At 43.5% G+C, this 14420-nt stretch carries 13 protein-coding genes; 4 read left to right on the top strand and 9 right to left on the bottom strand.

The annotated features are described in order from the left end of the window. Positions 1 to 254 precede the first annotated feature (254 nt). A complete protein-coding gene (locus tag IM473_RS07165) occupies positions 255 to 713 on the top strand; it encodes a hypothetical protein (protein WP_287658952.1) in 459 nt (152 codons plus the stop codon). 277 nt (positions 714 to 990) lie between these two features. Here IM473_RS07165 and IM473_RS07160 read toward each other — a convergent pair whose 3' ends face one another. From IM473_RS07160 to IM473_RS07145, 4 genes are all read right to left on the bottom strand, one after another. Then, on the bottom strand, positions 991 to 3201 hold the full coding sequence (locus IM473_RS07160) for an aromatic acid exporter family protein (protein WP_353738152.1): 2211 nt from the start codon (positions 3199 to 3201) through the stop codon (positions 991 to 993). A 54-nt stretch (positions 3202 to 3255) separates the two neighbouring features. Next, positions 3256 to 3432: a hypothetical protein gene (locus IM473_RS07155; RefSeq protein WP_002735384.1), complete on the bottom strand. Its 177-nt coding sequence runs from the start codon at positions 3430 to 3432 to the stop codon at positions 3256 to 3258. Positions 3433 to 3499: 67 nt separating this feature from the next. Beyond that, positions 3500 to 5032 (bottom strand): NHLP bacteriocin system secretion protein, encoded by a 1533-nt coding sequence (locus IM473_RS07150; protein WP_353738149.1) that lies wholly within the window; start codon positions 5030 to 5032, stop codon positions 3500 to 3502. Between the two features lie 557 nt (positions 5033 to 5589). Beyond that, a complete protein-coding gene (locus tag IM473_RS07145; protein ID WP_287658946.1) occupies positions 5590 to 6111 on the bottom strand; it encodes a DUF2062 domain-containing protein in 522 nt (173 codons plus the stop codon). A 64-nt stretch (positions 6112 to 6175) separates the two neighbouring features. Here IM473_RS07145 and mnmE point away from each other — a divergent pair, with 64 nt between their 5' ends. Beyond that, entirely contained in the window at positions 6176 to 7549 is a 1374-nt protein-coding gene (mnmE, locus tag IM473_RS07140; protein WP_287658945.1) for a tRNA uridine-5-carboxymethylaminomethyl(34) synthesis GTPase MnmE, read from the top strand. 84 nt (positions 7550 to 7633) lie between these two features. Here the strand turns inward: mnmE and IM473_RS07135 are convergent, their stop codons facing one another. From IM473_RS07135 to IM473_RS07120, 4 genes are all read right to left on the bottom strand, one after another. After that, positions 7634 to 7942 (bottom strand): DUF4164 family protein, encoded by a 309-nt coding sequence (locus IM473_RS07135; RefSeq protein ID WP_287658944.1) that lies wholly within the window; start codon positions 7940 to 7942, stop codon positions 7634 to 7636. 113 nt (positions 7943 to 8055) lie between these two features. Then, positions 8056 to 8373 (bottom strand): DUF4164 family protein, encoded by a 318-nt coding sequence (locus IM473_RS07130; RefSeq protein WP_079209767.1) that lies wholly within the window; start codon positions 8371 to 8373, stop codon positions 8056 to 8058. Between the two features lie 113 nt (positions 8374 to 8486). Continuing rightward, positions 8487 to 8762, bottom strand: a complete 276-nt coding sequence (locus tag IM473_RS07125) for a polyhydroxyalkanoate biosynthesis repressor PhaR (protein WP_190381121.1) — start codon at positions 8760 to 8762, stop codon at positions 8487 to 8489. A gap of 131 nt (positions 8763 to 8893) precedes the next feature. After that, positions 8894 to 9148, bottom strand: coding sequence for a hemolysin XhlA family protein (locus IM473_RS07120; RefSeq protein ID WP_287658943.1), 255 nt, complete (start codon positions 9146 to 9148; stop codon positions 8894 to 8896). 343 nt (positions 9149 to 9491) lie between these two features. Between IM473_RS07120 and alr the strand changes: the two genes are divergently transcribed. Together alr and IM473_RS07110 are read left to right on the top strand one after the other, a co-directional pair. After that, on the top strand, positions 9492 to 10688 hold the full coding sequence (gene alr, locus IM473_RS07115) for an alanine racemase (RefSeq protein WP_287658942.1): 1197 nt from the start codon (positions 9492 to 9494) through the stop codon (positions 10686 to 10688). Between the two features lie 213 nt (positions 10689 to 10901). Continuing rightward, the gene (locus IM473_RS07110) at positions 10902 to 12206 is read left to right on the top strand and encodes a cytochrome P450 (RefSeq protein WP_287658941.1); all 1305 of its coding nucleotides are present in this window, start codon (positions 10902 to 10904) and stop codon (positions 12204 to 12206) included. A gap of 128 nt (positions 12207 to 12334) precedes the next feature. Here IM473_RS07110 and IM473_RS07105 read toward each other — a convergent pair whose 3' ends face one another. Further along, positions 12335 to 14326, bottom strand: a complete 1992-nt coding sequence (locus IM473_RS07105; protein ID WP_287658939.1) for an ABC1 kinase family protein — start codon at positions 14324 to 14326, stop codon at positions 12335 to 12337. Between the last annotated feature and the right edge of the window lie 94 nt (positions 14327 to 14420).

Raw genomic sequence — 14420 nt, 5'->3', positions numbered from 1 at the left:
TTAATAATAATTCCTAGTAAGCTCGCTCCTATCCCTAATTCTTTCGTTAGCTTTTTGCCTAGAATTGCTAAATCTATTTCTAGCGAGAGAAGCTAGAAGCCTTTGTTGGCAAGTTTTCTAGCTCGCTTGTCCCCCTGTCAGTAGATCTATAACAGGAGTTATTCATGCCCTGACAAAGGTGCGATTAATCTATAACTCCTGTAAGCGAATCCAATTTTATCAAGATTTTCTGAAGCACTAGGGATGTTTAAGCAATGCCTAAAATAATTAAAGACAACAATTCACCTAAAATAATTAAGACCGGTGATGCTACCGATCCAGCCACAGGCGAAGTACGTGTTTTTCTCCAAATCTCCTATACCGTAGAATTATCGTTTGAGGACAAATCATTAATTGATAGTGGAATTCAATTTATTGAGTATATTGAACTACTGGGTTTTGACCAAGAAAGACAAATCACTAATGACTATCCCTACAGTTCTCTCGATCAAATAGTGCATCCTATCCAAATACTTAATGACGATCCGAGAGTTAAAACTGCAATTCAAAACGCAAAACAAGCCGATTTCCCCATAAAAGTAGATCGAGAGCGTAACATCAGAGTTTTGAGAAAGTTTCTTAAGGAAGATCCAACTGGAGACAATGAGATAGTCTGCAAAGTATCAATTTTTCTAGGGGCTATTGAAATTGCCAAAAACCCCGTATTGATTTAGTAGAATGGTCGGGTGGGCAGAATTTTACCCACCCTCCTTATTGTAATTATCGTTACAGATAAATGGCGAAACCCAACATTCCTAACTACATTGGTGGGGTTGGGTTTCGCTAAAGCTTAGATAATAGTGCGATCGCCGATCTTGTAGGGTGCGTTACGGCGAATTATTAATTTTAGTTTTTTGACTAAATTGATAGCCGCCTAACGCACCTTACACTCTACTGAATATACAGCCCTAAGAGCAGAAATCCTTCAGGCTGATAATATTTGCCTATTACCTATTGGGTGTAGGCAGGTAAGTCTTGACTCATTTGATTTAAGTTGCTGGCAATGGCTTTCATCGTCATAAAAGCCGAGCTAAAGGCGATTAGCTCATTTAAGGGATAACTTCGACTCTCAACCCGCAAGCTCAGTAATTGCTTCTCAAGAGATTCAATTTCTTCGATGAGCAATCCTAACTTTGGTGGGTTGAGAATTACCCGGGCAGCGATCGCCTCAGCAATTTCATCAAAAGCGATCGCGGTTCGTTGTGCGATCGCTTGTAATTCAGGTAAAAACTTTTGTCGTATCGGTTCAGGAAGCGGTTGCTGTAGCCCATCTTGTAAAGCATCCAGTTGAGCCCAGAGTTTTTGTTCGTAGCCGATGGAGAAATTCCAAAAATTTTTGTTTTTAGTTGCTAAAACTGTGGAAATTTGTTCGAGACTGGCAATCTTAACCGAGGCTGGATGTTGAGTGATCGCCACTGTGATGGCCTGCTTCAGTTGGGGGATATCTGACGGTGGTATCGTATCCTGAAAATAGCCTGACAGCAGTTTTTGATATAGCTGTCCCATTTTCTTAAAAGTCACAGAAAAATCTGTTTCCAGCTGGTTTGTAGCCGATTTTGTCATAAATACAGTGGTCAGCAATACCCCCAGAAACGCACCTACGGGAACTGAAATTAGTGCGGCCCAAATTCCTTGCTCGAAAAAAGGAAAAATATCCTTCCCGATGGCATCGGCTGCTACAATCGCACCGATGCGAGCGATCGGCGTAAACCCCAGCCAAGCACAACTGAAGTAGGCGAAAAAATAAGCCAGACTGCTACTAAAAGGATTATAACCAAAGGACTTGACCAACAGGTAAATACAGAGAATCGTCAAACTCAACGAGACAGTGGCCGCCCAACCGATCGCGATCGCTCGCCCCCTTGTCGGTTGAATGACAGTGACCACTGCACCTATGATCACAATATCTGCCACTTTTTCGTAAGCAGAAGGATAGGGAAACTCGATGTGACGAATAATAGCCAGTAACAAACCAATAACCAGGCCAAGACTGACAATTTCTCTCAGGCGTTTTAGGGATATAGGGGCCCATTTGGGAAAGGTAATCAGGTGTCTTCGCCTGAAAGTTGCAGTTACTTTGGTTTTATCGATTATCCTGCCTCCTAATCCCTCGCATTGTTGGATAAATCGAGATACAAGTTGAATAAATTGATAAAACTGTAGTGATTCTTGAACATCATACCGGTCAATCTCTCCACTTGTTCGGAGATGATCAAGTTTACCCCCAATATTCGCTAAATCTTCTTCTAATTCTGTCAGGTAAGGGGTAGCTAAGATTTTTTTGCCGTTACTCAGATCCCTCAAGCTATCAAAGCTGTCGGTAAGATGAGTCGCCAATTGGTGAAATTCCGCCCTGAACTGACCCACTAAATTTTGTTCATGCTTTTCGCCCTTAAAAGCCATCAGATCAGCTAATTGTCGAGTCAATTGGTTCTGAATTGCCAAGATTTCACTCCAATTTTCTGCCACCAATATCTCACTACCGAATTCATGGGTTGCTTTTGTGAGTGTTGAAAGGCTAGTTTGTGTTGATTTTTTAATCTGATTGAGTAAGTTAAGCTCGTTCTGCTCAATAGAAAGAGAATAATCCCGCTCCTCGACCTCAGTTTTTAGGTAGCGATCGAGGATTTTTTGGAACAAGCGCGGTATATCTTGAAGGATTCCCATCAAGTTCCGGTTGAGATCGGATCGAGTATTCTGGGGCCAAAATAGTAAGGCCACAGCAATTCCCACAGCGATTCCGATCCAGTTATCGATCAGGCGCGATCGCAAATAGAGCCAGATATCTTGTTGTGCTGATGTTCCTACCACTCTCATGGCAATTAAAGCGCCCAGTAGTGTGGCTTGGGAATAAGCGGCTTGCCATCGGTAAGTTTCACAGATCAGGGCGGCTAAAATGTAGGTGAGAGAGGGAATGACAAAAAAACTTGAGCCTTGGATTCCGTAGGCGTTCACCAGGATAGCGGCAATGATTCCCCCCAAAGCACTTCCCCCCAAACGCCCCAAACCTGCCGCAATCGCACCTCCCATCGATGGCTCAATCAGTACAGAGACATACCCAAAGACGGGATAGACAAAGTTGTCTAATACATTTCCTCGGTGCCAAAAGAAACTCGTTAAGAGAGCAGCACCCAGGGAAAATTTCAATCCCTGTCTGATCATTAGCCCGTTTTTACTGTCCAAGGTATCTCTATATCCTTTTTCGACTACTCATTGTTACCCATTAATCGCTCGCTCAATCCCATATAAAATTAGTGCCAAAAACGTCACCAACCAAAACCAAAGCTGAGGAGGCTCACTATGGATCAGGATTACTAAGACAAACGCTGCGGCGATAATCCACCACTTAAACCACCAAGTCCACCATTGAGAACGTCTTTTCGGATTTTCCATATTAGGTTTAACCGTTTATTCCAGTCGTTGTTTCTTTCAGCTATTTATGAGCAATCGCATTTTGTGGTTAACGGTCGTACACCCCTGTAATCCAGCGAAAAGCAGGGGTTATATAACTCACCAAAGAACGCTCTTCTACCACGGCATGGACATCTGCGGTAGTCCCGTTGGTAATTGTTTGGGGCGCTCCCTTGGCTTGAGTCCAGTAAAAACCACTCGGTGTATTGCGATCAACCTTCAGGGCTAAAGTGGCTTTGATAACACTTGCATTGACGGGTATAGGCTTATCGCGATCGTCTTCATCTCTACCCAGAAACAGCTTGCTGGCGAGTTCATGACTTCCGACTATATTTGCCAGTTCTGCCACAGTTACCGGCTGCTGATCGACGGAAACGACCTTAGCGACGATACCCCCATAGCGTTCGCGATCATGGAGATCGGGAACGACTTCTACTTCCTTGCCCGGTTCTAATCGTTTGGCATCACCACTCTTAAACAATGCCACCACGTTGGTCTTGGCCTTTAGATTGGAGACTTCTAACGTACCTATGCGCCCCCCCGGAGCCAGAACTTCCCCCGGATTAACAGATAAGTCTAAAATCTGGCCGTTGTACAGACTCACTACATTTTTGTTGGCTTGAATAGTGGTTCTTAACGTATTAATCTCTCGTTGCTGGTCAGCGATCGCATTGTAACGAAGAATATCACTGGCTGTATCTTGCAGGTCTATTTGCCGTTTTTCTGTGTTTAGTATATTATTCTGTGCCGTCAATGCGTTCATCTGCGCTCGCAGGCTTTCATCAACCCCCTTCAGGCGATCGAGTTCTATTTGGACGCGATTGATACTATTAGAAGCCTCTAGATTATTGAACTGAAATAAATAGGAGGGAAAATCTAGCTTGGCGACAGCCCCCTCTTCGATAAGTTTATCGTAGGCGGCTAGTCTTTCATCCGTTGAGTTCTGGAAATTTTTAAGATATCGAGCATGGGAGAGATAGGCTTCTCGCTGTTTTTGATTACTGGATAATTGAACTTGAAGTGCTTTAATCTGAAGCTGATTCGCCTTTTGCTGGCGATCTATTGAGGCTGCATTCAATTGGCGACGACTCACTTCAATAGAGTCAACTCTTTTATCCTGCTGCTTGAGATCTGCTAGTCTATCCTTTTTATCTTTTAATTCTGTTTCTAATTCAGGAAACTCTAAAGTTGCCAGTAATTGACCTTTTTTGACAGAATCTCCCGGTTGAATCAGGAGGGTTAACACCCGCCCACCTTGACGGGGTTCGATATTAACAATAGAACGAGGAATCAAAATGACCGCTCGTCCTTGAACAGGAGTCGGAATCTTGCCAACTATCGCCCAATAACTCAATCCTCCGAGCAAAAGACCCACCGGCATTAAGCGCAGGATTATCTCCCCCAATCTTCCTGTTGGCTCCGAATATTTAAACGTTTTTTCCGAATCAATTTTAGGATCAATTCCCGTTTTTATTTGATTATTATCCTGATGTTCTATCCTAGCCTGCGTTGTTTTCTTCGCACCCATATCTGGCTGCTGATGATTCTGATCAGACATAGATTCGGCTTGATTTTTTGCCATTGTACTGAAATGAGTAAAAACCACTTAATTTGTAACATGATAAACATTCAGAGGATATTACTTTATACTAGAAAAATCCTCTGAAAAAATCGCTCAAGCTATTTTTGACATAAGATAACTAGGCTACCTTGAAAGATTTACCGAAGGCTCAAACCTTTAAAATTTCGTGTAAGAAAGATAATAAAGTAGTACGCTTGACGTGAGCTAAAACAACCTAATAGGCAGCACGTGTTTGAGTCCAACACTCCCACTAGAGAGATAATCTATCGAAGGAGTTTACACCATTCCAGCTTCTAACTTACATAAGGCGTATAGTTTCATTGTAACCGTTCAGGGGGGGGATGTCAAGCCGCCAGTGACATTGACTCTGTGGAAGGACTCTCCTGGGGCAGCAGAGAAGGAGAAGAACTGCCTTTCCTAGAGGCGCAAATCGCTTCGGTCATGAATTAACAGGGCTACCTCCACTGCGCCAATTCCTGGTATCAACCGTTGGTGCTTCTCATCCATGCCTCTTAGATTACCAGATTTCGTCCCTCCCCCTGAACGGTGACAATTTATCAGCGTTTTCTCCCTGTTTGTCGCCGGTGATGCCGTTGATGAACTAGGCGATAGCTAACAAAATAGGTTATCGTAGCAAATACCGTCGCTGATAGTAAACAACCAAAAAACAGGGTCAAAAGAAATTGGCCACCAGAACTAGCTAACTTTTCGGTGAAGCTTTGATTAGTTTGAAAAATGTCGCCCAGATTCGATCGCCCGCTTTGACCAAGAATAAACTCTCCTAATTTATAATTAAACAGGAAAATTGGCAGATCGGTCAAGGGATTGCTGATATAAGTACCTGCAGCAGCTGCGATTTTGTTGGCACGAAATAGGGTGGCTAAAAAGATAGCGACGATGATTTGAAGGCCCATCCACGGGAAAAATCCCGAAAAAACTCCCAAGGCAAAACCCCTGGCAATTTGCCTAGGATGTCCCTGCAATCGCACCAAGCGAACCCACCAGTAGCGACAGGAGCGCGTCAGACGATTAATTAGGCCATTCCCTTTATTTTTCGCTTTTAATGACCGTGAGCGCATATTTTCGGGATAAATGCTGACAAAATTGATACCAACTTCAATTTTAGCAAGGAGTGATTAAGAGATGTTAAATACAGGGGATACGATCGCCGCCATCGCTACGGCGATCGTTCCGGAACAGGGTAGTATCGGTATTGTCCGTTTATCCGGTAGTCAGGCAGTGGCGATCGCTCGTCGGCTTTTCCATACCCCCAACCGTCAAAAATGGGAAAGTCATCGTCTTCTCTACGGTTATATCCGGCATCCCCAAAGTCAAGCAATTATCGATGAAGCTTTGCTGTTGCTCATGTTGGCTCCCCGCTCTTTCACCCGCGAGGATGTGGTGGAATTTCACTGTCATGGCGGCATTATGCCCGTACAACAGGTGTTACAGTTATGTCTAGAAAATGGGGCGCGTTTGGCCCAAGCGGGGGAATTTAGCCTGCGTGCCTTTCTTAACGGCAGAATTGACCTAACTCAAGCCGAAAGCGTCGTCGATCTCGTGGGGGCGCGTTCTCCCCAAGCGGCACAATTTGCCCTCGCTGGGTTGCAGGGAAAACTCGCGCAACCGATCCGGCATTTGCGTGCCACCTGTCTCGATATTTTGGCTGAAATTGAGGCCCGTATTGACTTTGAAGAGGATTTACCGCCCTTGGATCACGAGGCGGTTCTCCATAGCATAGAACAGGTTTTTTGTCAAGTAAATTTAATTTTAGCCACCGCCGAGCGCGGGGAATTGCTGCGTAGTGGTCTGAAAGTGGCGATCGTGGGGCGGCCGAATGTGGGTAAATCCAGTTTGTTAAATGCTTGGAGTCGGAGCGATCGAGCGATTGTCACCGATTTACCCGGCACTACCCGCGATATCGTCGAATCTCAGCTAGTTGTGGCGGGAATACCCGTACAAGTCCTCGATACGGCAGGAATTCGCTCGGCCAGCGATCGAGTCGAACAAATTGGGGTGGAACGTTCCCGTCAAACGGCCCAGTCTGCTGATTTAGTTCTCTTAACCGTCTCCGCAGAGTCAGGATGGACCGAGGAGGACGAGGAAATTTATCGCTCTGTCAGCGATCGCCGATTAATTTTAGTGATTAATAAAATTGATTTAGCTCATCCCGAAACGGTAATTTATCCAGCAGAAATTGAGCGAGTTGTCAAGCTATCCGCCGCCCAAAATCAGGGTATTGAAGACTTAGAAAAAACTATTATTAATGCTGTCCAAAATCAAGAAATACAGGCGGCTAATTTGGATTTAGCCATTAATCAACGACAGGCGGCCGCTTTAACTAGGGCGAAAATTGCTTTGCAACAGGTCAAAAAAACAATTGACCAAGATTTGCCTTTTGATTTTTGGTCGATCGATCTGCGTACTGCCATTCAAGCTTTAGGAGAAATTACCGGCGAAGAAGTAACTGAATCGGTACTTGATCGCATTTTTAGCCGTTTTTGTATTGGCAAGTAAGCAATTAGAAAATCTGGTCAACCAGAAACAAGGTTTTATCTTTTTGTGTTGGTTTAACTGTAGTCTTGTTGAGGATTAGAGAACTCAGATATTACTTGAAAAAAATACTTTCCAAGCGGCCGTAATAATGGCACTTCCCAAAAGGATAATCAATGTCCAGACCTGATTTTTTTGGGTTCCCTCTACCGATATTAGCCGATTGTCGATGCCTTCGATTTTCTCGTCTAACACTTTAATATCCCCTTTGAGATCGGTTAATCCTATTTCTAGTTTGGTTAACCGATCTTCTACCTTGTCAAATCTTTCGTTAACACGCTTCTCAAGCGAGTCAATCTTCCCCTCAATCCTTGTGAGGACAGCTTCTAGGGAATAAGTAACAGTTTCGTTAGACATTTAGTAAACTCCTATACTGCATCTGGTTGGATATAATTTTATCTTAAGTCTAGGCTTTAAGAAAATTTTCTTTCAGGAGCGGTTAACTGTAGTTTTGTTGAGAATTAGAGAACTCAGATATTACTTGAAAAAAATACTTTCCAAGCGGCCGTAATAATGGCACTCCCTAAAAGGATAATCAATGTCCAGACCTGATTTTTTTGGGTTCCTTCCACTGATTTTAGCCGATTGTCGATGCCTTCGATTTTCTCGTCTAACACTTTAATATCGCCTTTGATATCTGCTTGTCCTATCTCAAGTTTTGTTAAGCGATTATCTAATCGATCAAACCGTTCATCAATCTTATCGAATTTTTGACTAACTTCCTTGATACTGTCTTTAATTTCTTTGAGGACGACATCGAGGGAATAAGTAACAGTTTCGTTAGACATTTGGTAAACTCCTATACGGCATCTGGTTGGGGATAATTTTATCTTAAGTCTAGGCTTTAAGAAAATTTTCTTTCAGGAGCGGTTAACTGTAGTCTTGTTGAGAATTAGAAAGATCAGATATTACTGGAAAAAAATACTTTCCAAGCGGCCGTAATAATTGCACTTCCCAAAAGGATAATCAATGTCCAGACCTGATTTTTTTGGGTTCCTTCCACTGATTTTAGCCGATTGTCGATGCCTTCGATTTTCTCGTCTAACACTTTAATATCGCCTTTGAGATCGGTTAATCCTATTTCTACTTTGGTCAAGCGCTCATCAATCTTATCGATCTTTCCCTCAATCCTTGTGAGGACAGCTTCTAGGGAATAAGTAACAGTTTCGTTAGACATTGGGTAAACTCCTATACTGCATCTGGTTGGATATAATTTTATCCTAAGTCTAGGCTTAAAAAATTTTCCTTTCAGGAGCGGTTAATCTTTTTGGGTTCGGTTAACTGTAGTCTTGTTGAGGATTAGAGAGATCAGATATTACTGGAAAAAAATACTTTCCAACCGGCCGTAAAAATAGCACTTCCCAAAAGGATAATCAATGTCCAAACCTGATTTTTTTGGGTTCCCTCTACCGATCTTAGCCGATTGTCGATGCTTTCAACCTTTTCGGTTAAAGTGGCTACTCCTATTTCCACTTTGGTTAACCGTTCATCGATTTTGTCGACCTTCCCCTCAATCCTTGTCAGAATAGCTTCTAGGGAATAAGTAACAGTCTCGTTAGACATTTGGTAAACTCCTATACTGCATCCGGTTGGATATAATTTTATCTTAAGTCTAGGCTTTTTGGCATTTCTTACCCCATAGTTAACTTTACTTTTGTCCAACCACTGAGATAGTGTTAGGTGAAAACTTAGATAGTTTCTTGTCACTGATTACCAGTTACTGTTCATTCTCTACGGAAAAACCCTAACTGCCCATTTTTTCGGGAACTTCCTAACATCCCATTCATCTTAAAGCCCAGATTCCACAGGGAAAAAGGGGGAAATCCAGAGAGTTTCAGGCTTCTTTCCTAGCCCTCTCGGTTTTCTTTTGGTATAAATTGGGTTATGTGTGCAAAGGAGTGAGCGAGTGACGTTTAGCATAGAACCAAAAATCATCAATCCGCCCAAAAACCGTCATGATTATCAATTGTCGGAAGTAATTCGCTATCGTGCTTGGGTAGAGATTGATCGCTCGGCCTTACAACAAAACGTGCGAAAAGTCAAGGCCTTATTAGCCCCAAAAACGGAATTAATGGCGGTAATTAAAGCTGATGCTTACGGACACGGGGCAGTTAAGGTGGCTAACAGCGTTTTAGAAGCTGGGGCGCAATCTTTAGCCATCGCGACTATTGGGGAAGGTATCGAACTACGCGAAGCGGGAATTGTTGCCCCAATTATGATTTTAGGGGCAGTCAATACCCCGGAAGAAGTGGCAGTCTTAGCCCATTGGCAATTGCAACCCACCCTGGTGCAAATCGAACAGGTGCAAATTTTTGCCGCCGTTATGAGACGCTTAGAGCAGCGGCTGCCGGTTCATATCAAACTAGATACGGGGATGTCTCGCTTAGGTACACAATGGCACAACGGCACCAAATTCGTCGAACAGGTTTTAGAGGCTCCTAACCTGAAAATTGCCAGTATATACTCGCATTTTGCCACGGCTGACGATCCCAACCCCGAAATCATGCAGTTACAACGGCAAAGATTCCAACAAGCGATCGCCGAGTTAAGCTCAAAAGGTTATCATCCTCCCTGTCTGCATTTAGCCAACTCTGCCGCTACCCTAAGCGATCGATCTCTGCACTACGATCGAGTTAGAGTCGGATTAGCTCTCTACGGTCTTTATCCTGCCGATCATCTCACCGATAAAGTCCCTTTGCAACCCGTCCTACAAGTAAAAGCACGCATTGCCCAAGTCAAAACCATTGCCGCCGGCTCCGGAGTGAGTTATGGTCATCAGTACATAGCGGCAAAAGATACTCGTATTGCTGTGGTCGGTATCGGTTACGCTGATGGAATTCCCCGCAATCTCTCCAATCGTTTAAAAGTATCCCTGAGAGGACGTTTAGTACCCCAAATCGGCGCGATAACCATGGATCAGTTAATGATTGACGTGAGCGAGATTCCAGAGGTAAAAACAGGGGAAATCGTCACCCTTATCGGTAAAGATGGCCCACAGTGCATCACCGCCGACGATTGGGCGCGGGATTTAGGTACAATATCCTGGGAAATTCTCTGCGGGTTTAAGCATCGTTTGCCGCGAATTACTATTAGCAAAGGCTAATTATGGCGGTGATCTTAAAAAATGTCAATTGGCGGCAATTCTCGCTGTTGACTGACTGGTGAGATGTGTAATTAACTTTGCTTAGGTACTTACCGTTGCTGAGTGCGATCGCTAATTGCTAGGCTAGATTACGCGATCAATTCTCCGCCGCTTTAGGTTAAAATAAACAGGGTTAATCGACGGCAACTGATTAGTTTTACCCTAGAGGCAGCGATGACTATAAGCAACGATTTACCCTTACCCCCCGGCAGTTTCGGATTACCCCTATTAGGAGAAACAATCGCTTTTTTGACCGATGGGGATTTTGCCAACAAACGTCATAATAAATATGGTCAACTTTTCCGTACTCATATTTTTGGCAGTCCCACGATTATTTTATCCGGTGCCGAAGCTAACCGGTTTCTCCTCAGCAATGAGAATAAATACTTTGCGGCAACTTGGCCTAAAAGTACCAAAACTCTCCTCGGCAGCGCATCTTTAGCGGTGCATACAGGAGATGTCCACGCTTCCCGTCGTCGCTTAATCTATCAAGCTTTTCAACCCCGGTCCCTGGCAAGTTATATCCCTACAGTAGAAACAATTACCGCTCGCTATTTAGAGCGTTGGCAAACCGCAAAAACCCTGTCATGGTATCCTGAATTAAGAAACTATACCCTCGATATCGCCTGTAAATTATTTGTCGGTCTTGATCATGGTTCTGCTACCAAATTAGGAGAAGCTTTTGATACTTGGTGTGCGGGACTATTTACCCTTCCCATTCCCCTTCCCTGGACAGCTTTTGGCAAAGCATTACGCTGTCGAGAAGAATTACTAGAAGCCATAGAAACTATCATTTTAGAAAGACAAAAAAATGATGACTTAGGCCAGGATGCTCTGGCTATCCTTTTACAAGCTAAAGACGAAAACGGTCAAAGTTTATCCCTAGCGGAATTAAAGGATCAAGTGCTATTATTACTCTTTGCCGGTCATGAAACTTTAACCTCTGCTATCGCCACTTTCTGCCTACAAATGGCACTGCATCCCGATATTTTTCAGCTTGTCTTGGAGGAAATAACTAATTTTGATCTATCCAGTCCTTTAAGCGTCGATACCCTTAAACAGATGACCTATTTAGATCGCGTTTTAAAAGAAGTTTTACGTTTTACTCCACCCGTGGGAGGAGGATTCCGTCGGGTAGTAGAAGACTGTCAATTTAACGGTTATCATTTGCCGAAAGGATGGGTAGTGCAGTATCAAATCACCAATACCCATAAAGATAATAATATTTATTCTCGTCCTGAAACCTTCGATCCCGATCGCTTTTTAGCCGAGGAAAAACCCTACGGATATATCCCTTTTGGTGCGGGATTACGCGAATGTATAGGCAAAGAATTCGCTCGTTTAGAGATGAAAATTTTAGCCGTCCGTTTAGTACAAAAGTACGATTGGCAATTACTCCCCAATCAAGATCTCACCCTCACCTCTATCCCCACTCCTCACCCCCGGGACGGTTTACAAGTTACCTTTAAACCCCGTTAACCGGATAGGATAAAAAAACTTTAAAAATGGTTTAACGTTTTTCTCTGAGCCGTGAAATTTATTCCACGGCCTTTATTATCGGAAATGCTCAGATTTTGAGCCGTCGGTGGAACTCACCCGAACAGAGGTTAATCGGCAGCGGGTAAAGCTTTCGGTAATTCTCCATTTTGCCGATGATTTGGTGTATCGAATTCGAGAACTAAGTAACGAATTAAACGCGCTAGGGATTTTTGTAGTAAACCTTCAGCAATTTTTTGTCCCATCTGTTGGGTTTCCGGTTTAGCGATTAGTTTAGTCATCACTGGCACCATAGCCATGGCATCGAATCCTTTCGTTTCCTGTAAAATACTAAAGATGTTGCGAAGATGCTCGAAAGTCTTAGCATCACCCAACAATTCTGGGGGAGTTTCTTGCACCGCTAAACCCACCTGTTCCCGGAAATTAACCGTGAGATTAAACCAAGTTCGACGACCGAAGTTATCGAGAGCATTGACTAACTCATTCACTAATTTTTCGCGGATAAATATACCCCTATCTGAAAGGAGAAAATCTAACGCTTGTTCGGTGACTTTCTCGAAGTTAAAATCATTAGAATCTTTAGCATTACGCAAGAGATTTTCTAAACGATTCCAGCGAAAAGTACCGTCTTTAAACAATAAATCCCGCAGGGAATCTCGCAACTCCGTGGAAGGATCGGTGAGCAGACGTTTAGCAATGTAAGGATAGGCTTTACTCAGTACCTTAAAATTAGGATCGATGCCAATTGCTATTCCCTCTAAAGTCACCATCGAGCGAATAATCAGGGCATAATAGGCAGGAACTCGAAAGGGAAACTCATACATCATCGCCGACATTTTATCGGTGATACTTTTAAAGTTTAATTCTGCCACACTCGCCCCTAAAGCATTACCGAAAACTTCCGAAAAAGCGGGAACAATTGGCTCTAAATTGGTAGTTGGTGACAGGAAGTCTAACTTAACGTAATCCTTGGCCAAAGACTCAAAATCTCGGTTGACTAAATGCACCACCGCTTCGATTAAACCGTAGCGTTGATAGGGTTCAATATTGCTCATCATGCCGAAATCAAGATAAGCTAATTTACCGTCGGGAGTCGCTAATAAATTACCCGGATGGGGATCCGCATGGAAAAATCCGTGTTCAAGTAATTGACGCAAAGAACACTGCACCCCCACATTAACTAAGTGGGTGGCATCAATACCCTGGGCTTGAATTTCTTTGATATTAGTTAATTTGGTGCCGTCCACCCACTCCATGGTTAAAACCCGTCGCCCAGTATATTTCCAGTAGATTTTGGGGATGTAAATTTCGGCAATGTGACCATAAAGTTGAGCGAATTTTTCGGCGTTTTGTCCTTCGTGAAGATAATTAATTTCTTCAAAAATGCGACTGGCTAATTCGTCGGTAATTGCCACTAAATCGGAGCGAAGTCTTTTAATATTACCTTTCACCCAAGTCGCCAAACTACGCATGATATACACATCTAAAGTTATACAGCGAATCAAATCGGGACGCTGTACTTTAACGGCGACTCTCTCTCCGGTTTTTAATTTACCTTTGTAAACTTGTCCTAGGGAAGCGGCCGCTATGGGATTGGGGGATAATTCTGCATAAATTTCTTCGGGACAATAACCTAATTCTTCTTCGATAAAACGATAGGCAATTTCGTTAGGAAAAGAGGGAATTTGATCCTGGAGAGTGGTTAATTCTTCTAAATATAAAGGTGGTACTAAATCGGGCCGGGTAGAGAGAGCTTGACCGATTTTAATATAGGTGGGTCCCAATTTGGTCAACATTTCCCGCAATTGTACGGCCCGTCTAATTTCATTTTTTGGCGATTTTCCCCGCAGTTTATCCCACCAGATACCGATGACAAAAGATAAAACCGGCAGGGCAATTTCGATTAATCTCCCCAAAACGTCTAGAGGTCGCCGACGGTAATAGTCGTTAATAACTTGGGGATTGTAGCGCCAACTTTCGGCTACGTTGTCATCCATGGGGCCGATATCTTCCCGATGCTCTTCGGGAATATGGACCGGCTGCACTTCAACGGTAATCGCTTCTGGGGTTTGCGTCTCCGGGGAGATCATCTGTTCGGACATAGTTCGGTGACGGGGCAGGGTGATTTGTAAACTATTGTAACAAGTATCGGCTTGCTGCCCGATCTTGTTTCTGTCTCCCTAGTTCTAGGTTCAG

Source organism: Microcystis sp. M015S2 (assembly GCF_020245945.1).
GTDB lineage: Bacteria > Cyanobacteriota > Cyanobacteriia > Cyanobacteriales > Microcystaceae > Microcystis.
Note: the sequence above shows the minus strand (reverse complement) of the source record. Positions and strands in the feature narration are given on the sequence as shown.

Excerpts from the sequence above, each read along its gene's own strand:
- IM473_RS07130 (WP_079209767.1), bottom strand. The coding sequence starts at position 8,373 with ATGTCTAACGAAACTGTTACTTATTCCCTCGATGTCGTCCTCAAAGAA.
- IM473_RS07125 (WP_190381121.1), bottom strand. The coding sequence starts at position 8,762 with ATGTCTAACGAAACTGTTACTTATTCCCTAGAAGCTGTCCTCACAAGG.
- IM473_RS07145 (WP_287658946.1), bottom strand. The coding sequence starts at position 6,111 with ATGCGCTCACGGTCATTAAAAGCGAAAAATAAAGGGAATGGCCTAATT.
- IM473_RS07120 (WP_287658943.1), bottom strand. The coding sequence starts at position 9,148 with ATGTCTAACGAGACTGTTACTTATTCCCTAGAAGCTATTCTGACAAGG.
- IM473_RS07110 (WP_287658941.1), top strand. The coding sequence starts at position 10,902 with ATGACTATAAGCAACGATTTACCCTTACCCCCCGGCAGTTTCGGATTA.
- IM473_RS07135 (WP_287658944.1), bottom strand. The coding sequence starts at position 7,942 with ATGTCTAACGAAACTGTTACTTATTCCCTAGAAGCTGTCCTCACAAGG.
- IM473_RS07155 (WP_002735384.1), bottom strand. The coding sequence starts at position 3,432 with ATGGAAAATCCGAAAAGACGTTCTCAATGGTGGACTTGGTGGTTTAAG.
- IM473_RS07150 (WP_353738149.1), bottom strand. The coding sequence starts at position 5,032 with ATGGCAAAAAATCAAGCCGAATCTATGTCTGATCAGAATCATCAGCAG.
- IM473_RS07165 (WP_287658952.1), top strand. The coding sequence starts at position 255 with ATGCCTAAAATAATTAAAGACAACAATTCACCTAAAATAATTAAGACC.
- IM473_RS07105 (WP_287658939.1), bottom strand. The coding sequence starts at position 14,326 with ATGTCCGAACAGATGATCTCCCCGGAGACGCAAACCCCAGAAGCGATT.
- IM473_RS07160 (WP_353738152.1), bottom strand. The coding sequence starts at position 3,201 with ATGATCAGACAGGGATTGAAATTTTCCCTGGGTGCTGCTCTCTTAACG.
- mnmE (WP_287658945.1), top strand. The coding sequence starts at position 6,176 with ATGTTAAATACAGGGGATACGATCGCCGCCATCGCTACGGCGATCGTT.